This window comes from Streptomyces sp. NBC_00984 (assembly GCF_045162475.1).
In the GTDB taxonomy this organism is placed as follows: Bacteria; Actinomycetota; Actinomycetes; order Streptomycetales; family Streptomycetaceae; genus Streptomyces.
On sequence record NZ_CP108734.1, the window covers coordinates 6,123,691 to 6,141,803 of the forward strand.

Genomic DNA, 18,113 nt, shown 5'->3' on the forward strand with positions numbered 1-18,113 from the left:
CTTGTTCGCAGCGCGGAAACGCAGAGAAACACAGTGAACAGCGGGGCTATAGCTCAGTTGGTAGAGCGCCTGCATGGCATGCAGGAGGTCAGGAGTTCAATTCTCCTTAGCTCCACAATCAAGATCCCGTCCCCGGCAGGGGGCGGGATCTTTGCGTTCACCCCTCCCGGCGCCGCCGCAACGCGGCCACCCGCTCCTTGCTCTCCTCGTCGGCCGGGGTGTACGCCACGATCCGGCACTCCGGCAGCCCATTGACGGACAGCGACACCGAGGTCATCCGTATCTCCCCGGTCGACGCCCAGTGCCGGAAGGTCTTCACCCGCGGTCCGGGCAGGGCGACGTTCCCACTGCGCCACAGCTCGGCGAAGTACGGGCTGGCGGCCGAGAGCTGTTCGACGAACGACTCCCAGGCGGGCTCGCCCGTATGGCGCCCGTACGCGCCCCGCAGCGTGGCCACCATGATCGGCAGCTCCTGCGCCCGGTGGACGACGGGACAGGACTCCTCGGACATCGTGAACAGCGTCCACAGCACGTTGCGTATCCCCGTTCCCATGATTTCGGGGACGGCGAACAGGTCGCGATAGGCGGGGTTGGTGGCCAGGACGTCGTATCTCGTGTTGTAGACCACGGCGGGGTGCGGATCGAGCGCGTCGATGATGCCCTGGATCTCCGGCCCCACCTCGACGACATCGTCCTGCCTGCCGGGTGCGCAGGCCACCTCCGCCAGGTGGTAGAGGTGTTCGCGCTCCGACGCGTCCAGCCGGAGCGTGCGTGCCACGGCGTCCAGCACTTGCGGTGACGCGTTGATCGGACGGCCCTGTTCCAGCCAGGTGTACCAGGTGACACCGACGCCGGAGAGCTGCGCGACCTCCTCGCGGCGCAGGCCCGGGGTGCGGCGGCGCAGTCCGGGTGCCATGCCCACATCGGCGGGGGTCACCCGCGCCCGGCGATTGCGCAGAAAGGCCGCGAGCTCCGGACGCCGCCGGTGCCGGCCCGCCCGATGCGCCGACTGATGTGTCGTCACCGTAGTCACATCCTCATGATCGGTGCCCCGCAGGGGAGTTGCCAGGTGCTGTCGGTACCAGCATCAGTGGGCTCTCGTTACCCGTATGCGGCCGGGGCCAGGCTCGATGTCATGACGACGGCCTCCGAGGCAACTCCACGTTCCGCAACCAGTAAAGACCCCACCACTGACAACCGCTCCGGGAGAGTGCTCGCCCTGGTCCTCGCGGCTCAGTTCATGGCACTGCTCGACATCTTCATCGTCAATGTCGCCGCCCCGACGATCCAGAGCGAACTCGGCGCTTCCGGCGCCGGGTTGCAGCTCATCGTGGCCGGCTACACCATCACGTACGCCGTGCTGCTCATCACCGGTGCCAGGCTCGGTGACCTGTTCGGGCACGGCCGGGCCCATCTGGCCGGGCTCGGGGTCTTCACCGCGGCCTCGCTGGCCTGCGGACTCGCGGCGGGATCCGGGCAGTTGATCGCCTTCCGGCTGGTGCAGGGCGGAGCCGCGGCGGTGATGATTCCGCAGGTGCTCAGCCTCATCCAGCGCCACTTCACCGGTGAGGCACGGATGCGGGCGCTCGGTGCCTACAGCGCGGTGCTCGCCACCGGGGCGGTTGCCGGGCAGGTGGTCGGTGGAGTGCTGGTCAGCGCCGATCTGTTCGGCGCCGGCTGGCGGCCGGTCTTCCTGGTGAACGTGCCGATCGGGCTCGTTCTGCTGGTGCTCGGCATCCGTGTGCTGCCGCGCGAACCGCGCACCGCACCCGGCAGGGTCCAGGCGCGGGCCCGCGGGCTCGATCTGCCGGGGCTGGTGCTGCTCGCCGCCGCCGTCACGCTGCTCACCGTCCCCCTGGTGCTCGGGCAGGAACTGGGCTGGCCGGTCTGGTCCCGGGTCTGCCTGGCGGCCTCCGCGGGGTTCGTCGCCGGTTTCGTCGGATACGAGTCACGGCTGGCCGCGCGCGGTGGTGCGCCCCTGATCGCACCCAGGGTGCTGCGCGTTCCCGGCATCGCCCGAGCGGCGCTGCGCATTCTCCTGGTGATGGCGATCAACGCGGGCTTCCTTTTCGCGATGACGCTGCACGTCCAGGGAGGGTTGGGCTACTCGCCGCTGCGTGCGGGGCTGATGTTCGCACCGACTGCGCTGGTATTCGGCGCGACCGGGCTGACCTGGAGACGGTGGCCCGCGGGGCTCCAAAGGGCCCTGGTGCCGGGCGGGTTCGTGCTCGTGGCCGTCGCCTCCGTGGCGGTCGGGCTGCTGATGCGTGGCGGCGGTGACGGTGGGCCCGCACTGTATGCGGCCTTTGCGGTGATGGGCGTCGGTCTGGCGCTGGGCTTCAGTCCCACCCTCACGAGGGCGCTGGCGGACGTACGTCCTGACGACGCGGCCGACGCGAGCGGCGTATTGGTGACGGTCACCCAACTCGGTCAGCTGACCGGGGTCGCCGCGTTCGGCACGCTCTATCTCAACCGCCTTGATACGCAAGGGGCGCAGGGGTCGGGGCATGCGTTGTGGATATGCGCCCTCGGGCTCTCCGTGGCCGCGACCGCAGGCGCGGCGGCGGGTCTCGTACGGCGTCGGTGAGCGGCCGGAACTCCGGCGGGCTGCCCCCCTTGCGGGGTCATGGCAGAATCGGAGCGCCGGAGGGGGCGACGGACCGAACGGGAGGGAGCGCGCGATGCCTGCGAGCCGCCACGAGGTCCCGGACCTGCTCCTTGTTCGTGAGTTCCCCGTTCCAGGATTTCCCGCAACCGCCGGAAGCCGCGCCCGCGCAGGCCACCGTGCCTCCGGTCCGTCCGATGGCGCCCGGATGCCCGGCGGGAGCGGTGGAGCTCTCCGTGTGTGCACCGCCCGCGGCCAAAGCCGGAGCTGACCCATGGGTGCACACAGGCGGAAATGCGACTGGTGCGGCAGCGGTACGCCCATCGTCAGGGACATGGATCCGATCAATCCGGAGTACCAGTACTGGTGCGAGGAGTGCGCGCGGGCGCTGGTCATAAAGGGCGACCCGATCGAGACCTATCGGGAGCTGGAGGGGGAGCCGATCTACGGTCGGCTGCTGGAGGAGCACTGCACGCTCAAGCGCTTCTACTCCTTCGCCACGGCCTGACCTCTTCAGCACCTCCGCCGATTGCGAACCAGATGCGGCAAAATCGGTCAAATCGGCGTGGGTGGGAATCGATTTGGTGGACCGGCGGGGTCACCGGTAATGTTCTCGATGTCGCCAGGGGAACCGGGCGGTACGCAGCACGGGGCTATAGCTCAGTTGGTAGAGCGCCTGCATGGCATGCAGGAGGTCAGGAGTTCAATTCTCCTTAGCTCCACAGTGAAGAACGAGAAGCGGGTCACTCATACAGGGTGACCCGCTTCTCGTATGTGACGCGTATGCCGGTGCCTCCCGTTGCCCTGCGCCCCCGCCGCTCGACCTGCCGGAAAGCCGGGAGTTCCGCCGTACGGTCGCTCCCGTCCCCCTGCCCATGGTTCGGTCGCGCCCGGCCCGATTCCGGGCCCGTGCGGTACCCTGACGCCATGCGTGCCGTACGCCTTCTGCTTAGCGAGCCGCGCTGATCAGTCCCGACCGGTGAGAATGCCTGGTCGGAATCAGCGCGGCGTCCCCTCCTGTGCGAGGGGATTTTTCGTTTCCGTAGACGCGTGTCCGTAGACATGGGCGCCGGCAGATGACGATCGATGGAGCTTTGAGGATCATGAGCGAGACGAATTCCGCAGCCGAGACGGCTGCGCCGCACCGCTACACGGCGGCGATGGCCGCCGACATCGAGGCACGCTGGCAGGACTTCTGGGACGCCGAGGGCACGTACGAGGCGCCGAATCCGACCGGTGACCTGGCGGGCGATCCGGAGCTGGCCGCCAGGCCGAAGAAGTTCATCATGGACATGTTCCCGTACCCCTCGGGCGCGGGCCTGCACGTCGGTCACCCGCTGGGCTACATCGCCACCGATGTCTTCGCCCGCCACCAGCGGATGACCGGGCACAACGTGCTGCACACCCTGGGCTTCGACGCCTTCGGCCTGCCCGCCGAGCAGTACGCGGTGCAGACCGGCACGCACCCGCGGGTCTCCACCGAGGCCAACATCGAGAACATGACCGCTCAGCTGCGCCGACTGGGCCTGGGCCACGACAAGCGCCGCTCGTTCGCCACGATCGAGTCGGAGTACTACAAGTGGACCCAGTGGATCTTCCTGCAGATCTTCAACTCCTGGTACGACACCGAGGCCGACCGGGCCCGCCCGATCACCGAGCTGGTCGCGCAGTTCGAGAGCGGTGCACGCCCCACCCCGGACGGCCGTGACTGGAGCGCGCTGAGCGCCGCCGAGCGCGCGGACATCCTGGGCGAGTACCGCCTGGCGTACGCCTCCGACGCGCCCGTCAACTGGTCGCCCGGCCTGGGCACCGTGCTGGCCAATGAAGAGGTGACGGCCGACGGCCGCTCCGAGCGCGGCAACTTCCCCGTCTTCAAGGCCAAGCTGCGCCAGTGGAACATGCGCATCACCGCCTACGCCGACCGGCTGCTGAACGACCTGGACGGGCTGGACTGGCCCGAGGCCATCAAGCTGCAGCAGCGCAACTGGATCGGGCGCTCCGAAGGCGCCCGCGTCGACTTCCCGGTCGACGGCGCCGGCAGCATCACCGTCTTCACCACCCGCCAGGACACCCTGTTCGGCGCCACCTACATGGTGCTGGCGCCCGAGCACGAGCTGGTCGAGCGGATCATTCCGGCCGCCTGGCCCGAGGGCACCCATGCGGTGTGGACCGGCGGACACGCGACCCCGGCCGAGGCCGTCACCGCCTACCGCAAGCTGGCCGCAGCCAAGTCCGACGTGGAGCGGCAGGCCGAGGCCAAGGACAAGACCGGCGTCTTCACCGGTGCGTACGCGACCAACCCGGTCAGCGGCGAGAAGGTTCCCGTCTTCATCGCCGACTACGTCCTGATGGGTTACGGCACCGGCGCGATCATGGCCGTACCGGCGCACGATGCGCGCGACTTCGCCTTCGCGCGCGCCTTCGAGCTGCCGATGCGCTGTGTCGTCGAGCCGTCGGACGACCGCGGCACGGACCCCTCGACGTGGGACGACGCCTTCGGCTCGTACGAAGCGAAGCTGGTCAACTCCGCCAATGACGAGATCTCGCTGGACGGCCTGGGCGTCGTCGACGCCAAGGCGAGGATCACCGAGTGGCTGACGGCGCACGGCGTCGGTGCGGGCACCGTCAACTTCCGGCTGCGTGACTGGCTGTTCAGCCGCCAGCGCTACTGGGGCGAGCCCTTCCCGATCGTCTACGACGAGGACGGCATCGCCCACCCGCTGCCCGAGTCGATGCTGCCCCTGGAGCTGCCGGAGGTCGACGACTACTCGCCGCGCACCTTCGACCCCGACGACGCCGACACCCAGCCCGAGACCCCGCTGTCCCGGAACGCCGACTGGGTCAACGTCACCCTGGACCTGGGCGACGGCAACGGTCCGAAGAAGTACCGCCGCGAGACCAACACCATGCCCAACTGGGCCGGCTCCTGCTGGTACGAGCTGCGCTATCTGGACCCGAACAACGACCAGAAGCTGGTCGACCCGGCGATCGAGCAGTACTGGATGGGCCCGCGCGAGGGACAGCCCACCGGCGGTGTCGACCTGTACGTCGGCGGTGCCGAGCACGCCGTGCTGCACCTGCTGTACGCCCGCTTCTGGTCCAAGGTGCTGCACGACCTGGGGCACATCTCGTCCGCGGAGCCGTTCCACAAGCTGTACAACCAGGGCATGATCCAGGCATTCGTCTACCGGGACAGCCGCGGCATCGCGGTCCCGGCGGCCGAGGTCGAGGAGCGCGACGGAAAGTTCTACCACCAGGGCGAGAAGGTCAGCCGCGTCCTGGGCAAGATGGGCAAGTCCCTGAAGAACGCCGTCACGCCGGACGAGATCTGCGCCGAGTACGGGGCGGACACGCTGCGCCTGTACGAGATGGCGATGGGCCCGCTGGACGTGTCGCGGCCGTGGGACACGCGCGCTGTCGTCGGCCAGTACCGGCTGCTGCAGCGGCTGTGGCGCAATGTCGTCGACGAGGAGACCGGCGAGGTCACCGTCGTCGACACGGAGCCGGGCGAGGACACGCTGCGTGCGCTGCACAAGGCGATCGACGGAGTCGGCCAGGACATGGCCGGGATGCGCTTCAACACGGCGATCGCCAAGGTCACCGAGCTGAACAACCACCTGACCAAGTCGGGCGGCCCGCTGTCCCGGTCCGTCGCCGAGTCGCTGGTGCTGCTGGTGGCGCCGCTGGCACCGCACATCGCCGAGGAGCTGTGGCGCAGGCTGGGCCACACCGAGTCGGTCGTGCACCAGGACTTCCCGGTCGCCGATCCGGCGTACGTCGTGGACGAGACCGTGACCTGCGTCGTGCAGGTCAAGGGCAAGGTCAAGGCGCGCCTGGAGATCTCCCCGTCGATCACGGACGAGGAGCTGGAGGCGCTGGCCCTGGCCGACCCGGCCGTGGTGGCGGCGCTGGACGGTGCGGGCATCCGCAAGGTCATCGTGCGGGCGCCGAAGCTGGTCAATATCGTCCCGGCGTGACGGCGCGCCGCCCTGGGTGAGGCGCCGACCGCGCCCGCGCGGCGGTGTGGGGGCATTCCCCTACGGGCAGGTTGGGGGTTCCGAAGGAACCCTCGGCCTGCCCTTTCCGTTTACGGTGGAGGGGCCGGCACCGGCAGCCGAAACGACATCCGAGGGGCGCTCATGGAAGCCGTGATCCTGATTCTGGGGTTGCTCTTTTTCGCGTTCGTGGCCCTGGGCGTGTACGCGGGCGTCAAAGCCATCGGCGCGGCGAAGCGCGGTGTGGATCGTACGATCACCCAGGCGCGCCGCACCGTCGAGGAAACCGCGCTGCGCGCGAAGAGCTACGGCCAGGCGGGTGTGGGCGGAGAACTGGCGCAGTTGCGGCTGGCACTGCGCACATCCATGCGGGCCACCCAGGAGGCGTTGCGGGCGGGAGCCGCCGAGGACGCCTCGCTCTCGGAGTCGCTGGGCCTCTTCCAGCGGCTGAGTGTGCACGGGCGGGAGCTGGACGAAGAGCTGAAGAAGCTGGAGCGCGAACCCGACCGGGCGACCGTCGCCTCGCTGCTGCCGAGCCTGAAGCAGCGTACGGAGCGGATCACGCACTCCGCGGATTCGCTGCGGTGGGCCGCCCGTGACAGGGCGCGGCAGTTCATCGACGACGATCTGGACGCGCTGAACGCGCAGATCGACGTGGAGGCGGGGGCGCTTCGGCACTGGACGGTGGAGACGGACGAGCCGGTCCGGGGACAGAGCCGGCCGCAGGCCGATGCGAGTGAGCAGGGGCAGGGGCAGGGGAACGGGCCGGCCGACGGCGTGGCCCAGGCGATCACGGCCCCGGACCCGCGACTGCAGACCGGATACCCGTGGCAGAAGGCGGCCCGGCCCGAAACGACGAACTGAGACGTCCGACGACCGCCGGTGACCGGACGCGGTCCGAAGACATCGGAAGAGGTCATTCGGTCGGGGTCGGACTGCCGAGACACGGACTCGCCAGGTAACCTCCCGCTCATGTCCCGCCATGTCGCGATCGTCACCGATTCCACGGCCTACCTGCCGCCCGAGACGATGGAGCGGCACGGCATCACCGCGGTGCCGCTGACCGTCGTCCTCGGTGATCAGGCTCTGGAGGACGGCACCGAGATCTCGGCCCGGTCCCTTGCGGTGGCGCTCCAGAAGCGTCGTCCCGTGACCACGTCCCGGCCGAGTCCGGAGGTGTTCGCCGCCGCGTACCGTGCGGCGGCCGAGGCCGGTGCCACCGGCGTCGTCTCGCTGCACCTCTCGGCCGAGATCTCGGGTACGTACGACGCCGCTCTGCTCGCGGCGAAGGACGCGCCGGTTCCGGTTCGGGTGGTGGATACCGGGATGGTTGCCATGGCCCTCGGATTCTGCGCCCTGGCGGCGGCGGAGACGGCAGAGGCGGGCGGAAGCCTGGACGAGGCGGTCGCCGCCGCGGAGAAGCGGGCCGCGGGCACCTCTGCGTACTTCTACGTCGACACGCTGGACTATCTGCGCCGCGGAGGTCGCATCGGTGCCGGGCAGGCGCTGCTGGGATCGGCACTCGCCGTGAAGCCGCTGCTCCAGCTCGAAGGCGGCCGTATCGAACTGCTGGAGAAGGTACGGACGGCCTCGAAGGCGATCGCGCGCCTGGAGGAGATCGTCGCGGAACGGGCGGGCAGCGGATGCGTGGACATCGCCGTTCACCACCTGGCGGCGCCCGAGCGGGCCGAGCGGCTTGCCGAGCGGCTGCGTGAACGGGTGCCGGGTCTGGTCGATCTGCATGTGAGCGAGGTGGGCGCGGTGATCGGCGCGCACACCGGGCCCGGTCTGCTCGGCGCAGTGGTCTCGCCGCGCTGATCTCGGCCGGTCGGCCTGCTTGCCTCCTGCCGTTTGTGCGTCACTCCTCGGGGTGGCCGAGTTATCCACAACTGGTTGGTTGTCCACCGGAATTGGGTCTGTTCAGCGGATTCGGGCAGATGTGCCTACCGTCGTGAGGCATGGCTCCCCGATCACATCGTGCAACCAGCGGAAGCGGCAGTGGCCCCGGCCGTGCCCCGGCCTCGGACGGCCGTGTTCGTAGCGGCCCCGGCAATGGACCAGACGTCGGCGTCGGACCGGGCTTGGGGCCGGGCCTCGGGCCCGGTCGGCGACGGTCGTCGCGCGGGCGTGCGAACGCCTTGGCCACGGCTTCGCGCCGTCGGGCGGACGCCCTCATGACAGGTGCGGCAGGTGCGGCAGGTGCGTACGGCGGACGGGTCGCGCGGCCCGTGCTGGGGCTCGCCCCGGCTCAGGCTCCGGCTTCGGGCCCGGCTTCGGGCCCGGCTTCGGCCGCGACTCCGGTCCCGAGCCCCGGGCCGGCTGCGGCCGCTACCGCAACTGCCGTTCCCGCTTCTGCGCGGGCCTCGGCCACGGTTCCGGTTCCGGTTCCGGTTTCCGGTGGTGCGTCAGAGCGGCGATGGGAGCGGCTGGTTCTCGCGTTGCGGGAGCGGATTCCGGTGTGGCTGCAGCTCAGATGCGGGCTGGAGCCAAAGAACCTTGCCGCGTTGGCGGTTGTCCTGGTCGCGGCCGGAGTCTTTGCCGCGGTGCACTTCTGGTCCGCGCGCCCTCACTCCGTGCGCGCGCCCGATCCGGTCAACGAAGCCGCGAACGCCCCGACATCGCCCTTGACACCGCCCCCGGCGTCGGACGAAGCCGAAGTGCCGGAGCCGTCAGCGGGATCACCGCCCATGACAGGGCCGGGCGGACACATCGTCGTCGACGTGAGCGGAAAGGTGCGAAGGCCTGGTGTCCTTCAACTGCCGTCCGGAGCAAGGGTCGCCGATGCGTTACGTGCGGCGGGCGGAGTCCGGGCCGGAGCGGACCTCACCGGGCTCAACCGGGCGCGGGTGCTCATGGACGGGGAGCAGATCGTGGTGGGCGTCCCATCCGGCCCCTCAGCCGTCGGCGGGGCGGGAGGAGCGGCGGCGGTGGGCGGCGGCGGGAGCTCTTCGGCCGGCCCGGTGAGCCTCAACACCGCGACCGTCGAGCAGCTGGACACGCTGCCCGGGGTCGGCCCGGTTCTCGCCCAGCACATCGTCGACTACCGCGCACAGCACGGCGGCTTCCGGTCCGTCGATGAACTGCGTGAGGTCAACGGAATCGGTGACCGACGGTTTGCCGACCTCCAACCGCTGGTGGGGCCATGAGCCACCTGGACGTCCATGCGGCGTCGGGCCGTCGGCTCGGCGCCTCCGAGCCACGGCAGGAGGGCCCGGTCGATCTTCGCCTGGTCCCGCCGGCCATGGCGGCCTGGGCCGGAGCGGCGCTGGCGCTGAGCGCGCCGGGGCGGTGGACCACCACGAGCGTGGTGCTCTGCGTGGGGGCGGCCATGGTGCTCCTGGCCATGTCGGGAGCCTCGGCAACCCATGCGCTGCGCAGGGGATCCGCCGGCACCACGTCACACAGGCCGTCCGCCGGCACCGGGGGAGTGGCGGCGGAGGGAGAGGATGAGGGGGAGAGTGGAGCTGCGGTACGTGGTCGGCGGCGGCCGCGGGCCACGGCGACCGCCACCGCTGCGGCGTTGCTCTGCGCGGCGGCCGGGGCCGCATCGGCCGGGTTGCACAGCGCGGACGTACGGCAGGGGCCGGTCCACCTGCTGGCCCAGCGGTTCGCGAGGGTCGAGGCGGAGGTGACGGTGACGTCCGACGCCCGGCGGACCCTGCCCCGGGTGCGCGGCGACCACAGCACGCCCGCGTCCCTCCTCGTGGACGCCGAGATCACCTGGCTGACCGGCCCCGACGGCGCGGTCACCAGGTTGAGTACGCCAGTTCTGCTGATCGTCTCGCCCGGCGGATCGATGGGGCAGTGGCAGCAGTTGCTGCCCTCCACGCACCTGCGTGTCGGTGGCCGATTGGCGCCACCACTGCACGACGGGGAGCGCAATGCCGCCGTACTGCGACCCGAGGGCAAGGGCCCGCCTCACATCCTCGGGCCTCCTTCCTTCCTCCAGCGCACGGCAGGCGCGCTGCGAGGCGGTCTGCGACAGGCGACCGAGCGGCTCGAACCCGATGCGCGGGCTCTTCTGCCGGGCCTGGTGGTCGGCGACACCTCACGGATCACTCCCGAACTGCACGAGGCGTTCAAGGCCGCCGATCTCACCCATCTGATGGCGGTCTCCGGTGCCAACCTGGCGATCCTGCTCGTCCTCCTCATCGGACCGCCGGGCACGGCGCTTCGCGCCGAACGCCGTGGTCTGGCGCCCCGGTTGGGGATCCCGCTGAGACTCACGGCGCTGCTCGGCGGCGGGCTCACACTGGCCTTCGTCATCGTCTGCCGACCCGAGCCGAGCGTTCTGCGGGCAGCGGCCTGCGGGCTGATCACCCTGCTCGCCATCGGCACGGGGCGGCGCAGATCGCTGATTCCCGCGCTGGCAGCCGCCGTTCTGCTGCTGGTGCTCCACGACCCGTGGATGGCGCGCAGTTACGGCTTCGTCCTCTCCGTGCTGGCCACCGGCGCTCTGCTGACCATCGCGCCGAAATGGAGCGACGCGTTGCAACGGCGCAGAGTTCCGCCCCGGCTCGCCGAGGCGCTGGCCGCGGCGGCCGCTGCGCAAGCGGTGTGCGCGCCGGTCGTCGTGCTGCTCGCCTCCCGGGTCAGTCTGGTGGCGATCCCGTGCAATCTGCTGGCCGAGTTCGCGGTGGCACCGGCCACGATCCTCGGGTTCGCCGCGCTCGCCCTGGCACCGGCCGCCATGCCGGTGGCGGAGCTGCTCGCCCGGATCGCGGGGTGGCCGGCCGGCTGGATCGCCACGGTGGCCCACACCGGGGCTGCCCTGCCGGGAGCGGAGATCGACTGGCCCGACGGTGGGAAGGGGGCGGTGCTGCTCACCGCGCTGACCGCTCTGGTGGTGCTCTTCGCCCGTCGAATCGTGCGCCATCCCTGGGTCTGTTCGGCCGCCGCGCTGCTGTTGATCCTGGCGGTGTTGCGCCCGGTGCCGCTCACCCGCGTGCTGACCGGATGGCCGCCGCCGGACTGGGCGTTCGCGATGTGCGACGTGGGGCAGGGGGACTCCCTGGTGCTGGCCGCGGGGGACGGCGCGGGGGTGGTCGTCGACGCCGGACCCGATCCTTCCCTCGTCGACCGGTGCCTTCACGACCTCGGCATCACGGAGGTGCCGTTCCTGGTGCTCACACACTTCCACGCCGACCACGTGCGGGGCCTGCCCGGTGTGCTGCGGGGCAGGGCGGTGGGCGCGATCGAGACGACGAGCCTGGACGAACCCCCGGACCAGGTCGCGTTCGTACGGAGGGCGGCGGCCGGGTCGCACGTGCCCCTGGTTCGGGCCGCCCCCGGGGAACGCCGCCGGATCGGGGCGCTCGACTGGCGGGTTCTCTGGCCGGCGAACGCCACGGGGCCCGGTGGAATATCGGCGGACCGGGGCGCCGGGCCCGTACCGCTGGAGCCGAACGATGCCAGCGTCACCCTGTACGTCCGGGCCGGCGGGTTGACCCTGTTGCTCCTGGGAGACCTCGAACCACCGGCACAGCAGGGGCTGTTGCGCAGGTATCCCGCGCTGCCGCGGGTGGATGTGCTCAAGGTCGCCCATCACGGCTCGGCCTATCAGGACCCGGCTCTGCTGCGCAGTGCGCACCCGCGGTTCGCCCTGGTGAGCGTGGGCAAGGACAACCCGTACGGTCACCCGGCCGCCCGGACCGTCGACGCGCTCAGAACGAGCGGCGCCGTGGTGCTGCGTACGGACACCGACGGCGCGATCGCCGTGACGGGTGCCGGGCCTGGGCTGCGAGCGGTGGGCCGGTCATGACCGCGCCCTCCGAGAACCGCGGCGCGTACGGAAACGGAACAAGGGGGTGGGTACGGAGCAAGACGGCGGGTACGGAGCAAGGTGGTGTGCGCGGAATGAAGGGCTTCGGGTCTGGCCGGCGGAGTGATCAATTCGGACCTTCGGTAACACCTCCACCCAAGCCCCTGCGAGCTGCTCTGTTTGCCTCGAACGCCACAATGGTGATCGAATGCATGCTCGTCGGTGGGCCGCTGCTCCGACAGAGACGTCCAGCCGCCGGGCCCCAAGGTGAATCGTCCCGGGGGGAAGGTGGAAGATGTTCGGTCGTTGGCTGAATAGCAGGCGAGCGGCGGGGGCCGCGCAGGGCAACGCCCTTGCCGGACTCGAGGTGCCGCGCACCGCCGGACTGCTCAGTTGCCGCGTGCTCGACCCCGTCAATGAGGTCGTTCCGCTGGCCGAGTTCGCGGTCACGGACGGCGCGGGCCGTAAGGTCTTCGGCGGTGAGACGGACCCGTTCGGCAATGTGCTGGCCACCGTCCCGGCCGGTGAGTACCGGTTGGCCGTCACTGCCGAGGGCTTCACCCCGTTCCATGGCTCGGCCACGGTGGTCGAGGGCGGTCACGCGAGTCTCGGCGATGTGACCCTTCAACTGTCCGCGCCTCCGCAGCTGCCCGCTCCGGGCGAGTGGGAGGTCGAGCCGACGCACTCGCAGATCGGCTTCACGGCCCGGCACATCGGCCTCGCGCGCATTCACGGCCGGTTCAACACCTTCGCGGGTGCGGTGCGGATCGCCGACCGCATGGAGGACTCGGCCATGCACGTGATCATCGACGCCGCGTCGATCGACACGAACGTCCAGATGCGGGACGACCACCTGCGCTCCAGCGACTTCCTCGATGTCGGGCGCTACCCGACGATGGAGTTCTACAGCGACCGCTTCGTCCACCGGGGCGGCACCCGCTGGGGCGTGACCGGTGCGCTCACGCTGCACGGCGTCAGCCGCACGGTCACGCTGGACACCCAGTACCTCGGCCTGGGCAACGGCCTGGAGGGCGAGACCCGCGCCGCCTGCCGGGCCACCACGGAACTGCACCGTGAGGACTTCACCCTGACCTGGCAGACCATGCTGGCCCGTGGCATCGCGGCCGTCGGCTCCAGCATCTCCATCGACATGGACATCCAGATCGTCCCCAAGAGCTGAGCCCGCCTCCGGACACCGAGGGACATCAGGAGCCGGGCGACCCCGTGCCCGCCGCCGATCCGCCGGACAGGCTCTGACCCGCCGGACAGTGACAGGCTCTGACCCGCCGGGCAACTCTGCCCTGCCGGGCAACTCTGACCCGCTGGACGGCTCCGATCCGCAGGACAGGTTCTAAGGCGCTTCGAGCCAGCCCTCGTACTCCGCGGCGAAGGCGTCGAGTGCCGAGGCGTCCAGTCGTGCCGACGGGTCCTCCACGACCACCAGCCACTGGGCGTCCTCGGCGTCGTCCTCGCCGGCCAGTGCGTCGCGTACGAGCTGGGGCTCCTCGGCGACCCCGAACCGGTCGGTCAGCTCTCCGGCCACCTCCTCCGCGGCATCGCGGTCGGGCAGCACCAGCACATGTCTCACATCGCTCACCGGCCCATTCTCCCGTACGGCGCGGACCGCCCCGCCGGCGACGGGAGCCGGACCGCCCGGCGAGCGAGGGAGTCCGGCGAGTGCGGCGAGTGCGGGAGTCCGCGGAGTCCGGGCTGTCAGTGGTGCGTGGGATGCTGGAGGGCGATGGCCACCAGAAGGAATTCCACCGACGATCCGCTCGCACCCCTCACGCTCGCCGTGGGTCAGGAGGATTTGCTCCTCGACCGCGCCGTGCAGCAGGTGGTGGCGGCGGCCCGTGCCTCCGACCCCGACACGGATGTCCGCGACCTCACCTCCGACCAGCTCCAGCCCGGCACCCTCGCCGAGCTGACGAGCCCTTCGCTCTTCGCCGAGCGCAAGGTGGTGATCGTGCGCAACGCGCAGGACCTCTCCGCCGACACGGTGAAGGACGTCAAGGCGTATCTCGGCGATCCGGTCGAGGAGATCACCCTCGTGCTGCTGCACGCGGGCGGCGCCAAGGGCAAGGGCCTGCTGGACGCGGCGCGCAAGGCAGGGGCGCGGGAGGTCGCGTGCCCGAAGACGACCAAGCCGGCCGAGCGGCTGTCATTCGTACGGTCGGAGTTCCGGGCGCTGGGGCGTTCGGCCACGCCCGAGGCGTGCCAGGCGCTGGTCGATTCCATCGGCAGCGATCTGCGGGAGCTGGCGAGCGCGGCCTCGCAGCTCGTCGCGGATGTCGAAGGCACCATCGACGAGGCGGTCGTCGCCCGTTACTACACGGGCCGTGCCGAGGCGTCGAGCTTCACGGTCGCCGACCGCGCGGTGGAGGGGCGGGCGGCGGAGGCGCTGGAGGCGCTGCGCTGGTCGCTGTCGACCGGAGTGGCGCCGGTGCTGATCACGAGTGCGCTGGCGCAGGGCGTACGGGCGATCGGCAAGCTGTCCTCGGCCCGCGGGGGGCGGCCCGCCGACCTCGCCCGTGAGCTGGGCATGCCGCCGTGGAAGATCGACCGGGTGCGGCAGCAGATGCGTGGCTGGACGCCCGACGGGGTGGCCCTGGCCCTGCGGGCGGTCGCGGACGCGGATGCGGGCGTCAAGGGCGGTGGCGACGACCCGGAGTACGCCTTGGAGAAGGCCGTGGTCGCGGTGGCGCGGGCGGCGCGGTCGGGCCGGTAGCCCCGGGGCGGGGCCGTCCGTCCGGCAGGTGCACGTGCACTTACGCCGAAAGGCCGAAGGCCCTGGTAGGAGTACGTGCCCCGGGCGCTCCGGCGCGTGCGCGTATGCCGAAAGGCCGAAGCCCCTGGCAGGAGTACGTGTCCGAAGGCTCCGGCAGGTGCGCGTACGCCGAAGGCCCCGGTCCTCGCTCTGGGGAGAGCGGAGGCCGGGGCCTTCGGTTCAAGCTTGGTGCGCCGCACCCGCGTGGCGAACGCAGGTTCGGTGTGCGGCGCGGGGTGCCGGTCAGGAGCGGGAGAGAGGGCCCGCTGGGTCCGTCCCGGCGATCACATCAGAATGCTCAGCCCTGGAGGGAGGCAACCTTGGAGGCCAGCGCCGACTTCTTGTTGGCGGCGGCGTTCTTGTGGATGACACCCTTCGAGACGGCCTTGTCGAGCGCGCGGGAGGCGTCGCGAGCGGCCGTGGTGGCCTTCTCGACGTCACCGGCGGCGGCAGCCTCACGGGCCTTGCGGATAGCGGTCTTGAGCGAGGACTTGACGGCCTTGTTGCGCAGGCGCGCCTTCTCGTTCGTCTTGTTCCGCTTGATCTGGGACTTGATGTTCGCCACGAAAGAGCCTTTTCAGGTTCGTTGGATCTTCGATGTGCGCCCCACGGCCTGAGAGAGTCGCGAGGCACAGCTGTCAACGGTACCAGCCCCACTCCGACCGGCCCAAACCGGTCTCCGCCCCGCAACCATGGGACGATGGAGGCTACGTATCGATCCGACCGAACCGACATCGACCCGAGACACGGCGTTCGGCGTCTCAAGAATCAGGACCCTGCGTGCCCGCGACTCCTACCAACGTGCCCGAGCCGAGCCGTACCGACCCGGCGCTGATCCGCAACTTCTGCATCATCGCGCACATCGACCACGGCAAGTCGACCCTTGCCGACCGGATGCTCCAGCTGACCGGCGTGGTCGACCAGCGGCAGATGCGCGCTCAGTACCTCGACCGTATGGACATCGAGCGCGAGCGCGGCATCACCATCAAGTCCCAGGCCGTGCGTCTGCCCTGGGCGCCCACCACGGGCGAGGGCCAGGGTCGCACCCATGTCCTCAACATGATCGACACCCCGGGCCACGTGGACTTCACCTACGAGGTCTCCCGCTCGCTCGCAGCCTGCGAGGGCACGGTCCTGCTGGTCGACGCCGCGCAGGGCATCGAGGCCCAGACGCTCGCCAACCTCTACCTGGCGATGGAGAACGACCTCACCATCGTCCCGGTGCTCAACAAGATCGACCTGCCGGCCGCGCAGCCCGAGAAGTTCTCCGAGGAGCTGGCCAACCTCATCGGCTGCCAGCCGGAGGACGTGCTCAAGGTCTCCGCGAAGACCGGCGTCGGCGTGGACGCGCTGCTCGACCGGGTGGTCAGGGACGTCCCGGCCCCGGTCGGCCGGGCGGACGCCCCGGCCCGCGCGATGATCTTCGACTCGGTCTACGACTCGTACCGCGGCGTCGTCACGTACGTCCGTGTCGTCGACGGCCAGCTCAACAAGCGCGAGCGCATCAGGATGATGTCCACCGGCGCCACCCACGAGCTGCTGGAGATCGGGGTCTCCTCCCCGGAGATGACCCCGGCCGACGGCCTCGGCGTGGGTGAGGTCGGCTACATCATCACCGGTGTGAAGGACGTCCGGCAGTCCAAGGTCGGTGACACCATCACCTCCCTGAACAAGGGCGCGACCGAGGCGCTGGGCGGCTACAAGGACCCCAAGCCGATGGTGTTCTCGGGGCTGTACCCGCTGGACGGATCGGACTACCCGGACCTGCGCGAGGCGCTGGACAAGCTCCAGCTCAACGACGCCGCCCTGGTGTACGAGCCGGAGACCTCCGCGGCGCTCGGCTTCGGTTTCCGTGTCGGCTTCCTCGGACTGCTCCACCTCGACGTGATCCGGGAGCGGCTGGAGCGCGAGTTCGGCCTCGAACTCATCGCCACCGCCCCCAACGTGGTCTACCGCGTCGAGATGGAGGACGGCACCGAGCACACCGTCACCAACCCGAGCGAGTTCCCCGAGGGCAAGATCGACAAGGTGCACGAGCCCGTCGTGCGCGCCACGGTCCTGGCCCCCAGCGAGTTCATCGGCGCGATCATGGAGCTCTGCCAGAACCGGCGCGGCACCCTGCTCGGCATGGACTACCTCTCCGAGGACCGGGTCGAGATCCGCTACACCCTGCCGCTCGCCGAGATCGTCTTCGACTTCTTCGACCAGCTGAAGTCCAAGACGCGGGGTTACGCCTCGCTCGACTACGAGCCCACCGGCGAGCAGTCCGCCCACCTCGTCAAGGTCGACATCCTGCTGCACGGCGACAAGGTCGACGCGTTCTCCGCGGTCACGCACAAGGACAAGGCGTACGCGTACGGTGTCCGGCTCGTCGCCAAGCTGCGCGAGCTGATCCCGCGGCAGAACTTCGAGGTGCCGATCCAGGCCGCCATCGGCTCCCGGGTCATCGCCCGCGAGACCGTCCGCGCCATCCGCAAGGACGTCCTCGCCAAGTGCTACGGCGGTGACATCTCCCGTAAGCGGAAGCTGCTGGAGAAGCAGAAGGAGGGCAAGAAGCGGATGAAGATGGTCGGCAACGTGGAGGTGCCGCAGGAGGCCTTCATCGCCGTGCTGTCCACGGACGAGTCGGGCGGCGAAAGCAAGGGCAAGAAGTAGCCCGCCCCGGCCGGAGCCGTGACCCGAGGTCCGGCTCCGTCCGCCCCTGCCCCGTGGTAGCCCGAACGGGCCCCTGTGTCGCAGCACCCCGCGACACAGGGGCCCGTTTGTTATGAAGCGGCGGCCCGTTGCCTCTTACGCGGTGGACGCGGGCGCTCTACCCTGATCACGGCTTCGTAGTTACTCGCCAGTTAAACAAGCCTCGCGCGGAACAAGCCCCGCAGAACGCGGAACAAGCCCCGCAGAACAGCGGAACAGGCGCCGCAGAACAAGCGCCGCAGGATCAAGCACGCAGACACCCGTAGGAACAAGCAGCAATCAGCAGCCGGT

13 protein-coding genes and 2 tRNA genes are annotated in these 18,113 nt (G+C 70.2%); 12 read left to right on the forward strand and 3 right to left on the reverse strand.

Features of this window, described 5'->3' with window-relative positions; all coding sequences use genetic code 11:
* Window positions 1–42: 42 nt before the first annotated feature.
* A tRNA-Ala gene (locus OG520_RS27355) sits at window positions 43–115 on the forward strand.
* A 42-nt stretch (window positions 116–157) separates the two neighbouring features.
* Here OG520_RS27355 and OG520_RS27360 read toward each other — a convergent pair.
* The gene (locus tag OG520_RS27360; protein ID WP_406014968.1) at window positions 158–1,033 is read right to left on the reverse strand and encodes a helix-turn-helix transcriptional regulator; all 876 of its coding nucleotides are present in this window, start codon (window positions 1,031–1,033) and stop codon (window positions 158–160) included.
* Window positions 1,034–1,135: 102 nt separating this feature from the next.
* Between OG520_RS27360 and OG520_RS27365 the strand changes: the two genes are divergently transcribed.
* From OG520_RS27365 to OG520_RS27405, 9 genes are all read left to right on the forward strand, one after another.
* Window positions 1,136–2,587: an MFS transporter gene (locus OG520_RS27365; RefSeq protein ID WP_399326617.1), complete on the forward strand. Its 1,452-nt coding sequence runs from the start codon at window positions 1,136–1,138 to the stop codon at window positions 2,585–2,587.
* Between the two features lie 292 nt (window positions 2,588–2,879).
* Window positions 2,880–3,113, forward strand: a complete 234-nt coding sequence (locus OG520_RS27370; protein ID WP_093897076.1) for a hypothetical protein — start codon at window positions 2,880–2,882, stop codon at window positions 3,111–3,113.
* A 141-nt stretch (window positions 3,114–3,254) separates the two neighbouring features.
* A tRNA-Ala gene (locus tag OG520_RS27375) sits at window positions 3,255–3,327 on the forward strand.
* A 381-nt stretch (window positions 3,328–3,708) separates the two neighbouring features.
* Window positions 3,709–6,582: a leucine--tRNA ligase gene (leuS, locus tag OG520_RS27380; protein ID WP_406014969.1), complete on the forward strand. Its 2,874-nt coding sequence runs from the start codon at window positions 3,709–3,711 to the stop codon at window positions 6,580–6,582.
* Window positions 6,583–6,744: 162 nt separating this feature from the next.
* A complete protein-coding gene (locus OG520_RS27385; protein ID WP_406014970.1) occupies window positions 6,745–7,464 on the forward strand; it encodes a hypothetical protein in 720 nt (239 codons plus the stop codon).
* Window positions 7,465–7,572: 108 nt separating this feature from the next.
* Window positions 7,573–8,418, forward strand: coding sequence for a DegV family protein (locus tag OG520_RS27390; protein WP_406014971.1), 846 nt, complete (start codon window positions 7,573–7,575; stop codon window positions 8,416–8,418).
* Window positions 8,419–8,558: 140 nt separating this feature from the next.
* A complete protein-coding gene (locus OG520_RS27395) occupies window positions 8,559–9,746 on the forward strand; it encodes a helix-hairpin-helix domain-containing protein (RefSeq protein ID WP_406014972.1) in 1,188 nt (395 codons plus the stop codon).
* Window positions 9,743–12,361, forward strand: a complete 2,619-nt coding sequence (locus tag OG520_RS27400; RefSeq protein WP_406014973.1) for a ComEC/Rec2 family competence protein — start codon at window positions 9,743–9,745, stop codon at window positions 12,359–12,361. Before OG520_RS27395 ends, OG520_RS27400 begins: the two co-directional genes overlap by 4 nt.
* Before the next feature lie 295 nt (window positions 12,362–12,656).
* Window positions 12,657–13,541: a YceI family protein gene (locus tag OG520_RS27405; RefSeq protein ID WP_385324569.1), complete on the forward strand. Its 885-nt coding sequence runs from the start codon at window positions 12,657–12,659 to the stop codon at window positions 13,539–13,541.
* Between the two features lie 171 nt (window positions 13,542–13,712).
* Here the strand turns inward: OG520_RS27405 and OG520_RS27410 are convergent, their stop codons facing one another.
* On the reverse strand, window positions 13,713–13,958 hold the full coding sequence (locus OG520_RS27410; protein ID WP_385324572.1) for a hypothetical protein: 246 nt from the start codon (window positions 13,956–13,958) through the stop codon (window positions 13,713–13,715).
* A gap of 144 nt (window positions 13,959–14,102) precedes the next feature.
* Here OG520_RS27410 and holA point away from each other — a divergent pair, with 144 nt between their 5' ends.
* Window positions 14,103–15,089, forward strand: coding sequence for a DNA polymerase III subunit delta (holA, locus tag OG520_RS27415; protein ID WP_266419375.1), 987 nt, complete (start codon window positions 14,103–14,105; stop codon window positions 15,087–15,089).
* 337 nt (window positions 15,090–15,426) lie between these two features.
* Here the strand turns inward: holA and rpsT are convergent, their stop codons facing one another.
* The gene (rpsT, locus tag OG520_RS27420; RefSeq protein WP_124717766.1) at window positions 15,427–15,693 is read right to left on the reverse strand and encodes a 30S ribosomal protein S20; all 267 of its coding nucleotides are present in this window, start codon (window positions 15,691–15,693) and stop codon (window positions 15,427–15,429) included.
* A gap of 215 nt (window positions 15,694–15,908) precedes the next feature.
* On the opposite strand from rpsT, the gene lepA reads away from it, so the two are divergent.
* Window positions 15,909–17,783, forward strand: coding sequence for a translation elongation factor 4 (lepA, locus tag OG520_RS27425; protein ID WP_399326603.1), 1,875 nt, complete (start codon window positions 15,909–15,911; stop codon window positions 17,781–17,783).
* Window positions 17,784–18,113 lie beyond the last annotated feature (330 nt).

What these genes read in the sequence shown, in the direction of transcription:
- OG520_RS27365 (WP_399326617.1), top strand. Translation starts at nt 1,136, where the DNA reads ATGACGACGGCCTCCGAGGCAACTCCACGTTCCGCAACCAGTAAAGAC.
- OG520_RS27370 (WP_093897076.1), top strand. Translation starts at nt 2,880, where the DNA reads ATGGGTGCACACAGGCGGAAATGCGACTGGTGCGGCAGCGGTACGCCC.
- leuS (WP_406014969.1), top strand. Translation starts at nt 3,709, where the DNA reads ATGAGCGAGACGAATTCCGCAGCCGAGACGGCTGCGCCGCACCGCTAC.
- OG520_RS27385 (WP_406014970.1), top strand. Translation starts at nt 6,745, where the DNA reads ATGGAAGCCGTGATCCTGATTCTGGGGTTGCTCTTTTTCGCGTTCGTG.
- OG520_RS27390 (WP_406014971.1), top strand. Translation starts at nt 7,573, where the DNA reads ATGTCCCGCCATGTCGCGATCGTCACCGATTCCACGGCCTACCTGCCG.
- OG520_RS27395 (WP_406014972.1), top strand. Translation starts at nt 8,559, where the DNA reads ATGGCTCCCCGATCACATCGTGCAACCAGCGGAAGCGGCAGTGGCCCC.
- OG520_RS27400 (WP_406014973.1), top strand. Translation starts at nt 9,743, where the DNA reads ATGAGCCACCTGGACGTCCATGCGGCGTCGGGCCGTCGGCTCGGCGCC.
- OG520_RS27405 (WP_385324569.1), top strand. Translation starts at nt 12,657, where the DNA reads ATGTTCGGTCGTTGGCTGAATAGCAGGCGAGCGGCGGGGGCCGCGCAG.
- holA (WP_266419375.1), top strand. Translation starts at nt 14,103, where the DNA reads ATGGCCACCAGAAGGAATTCCACCGACGATCCGCTCGCACCCCTCACG.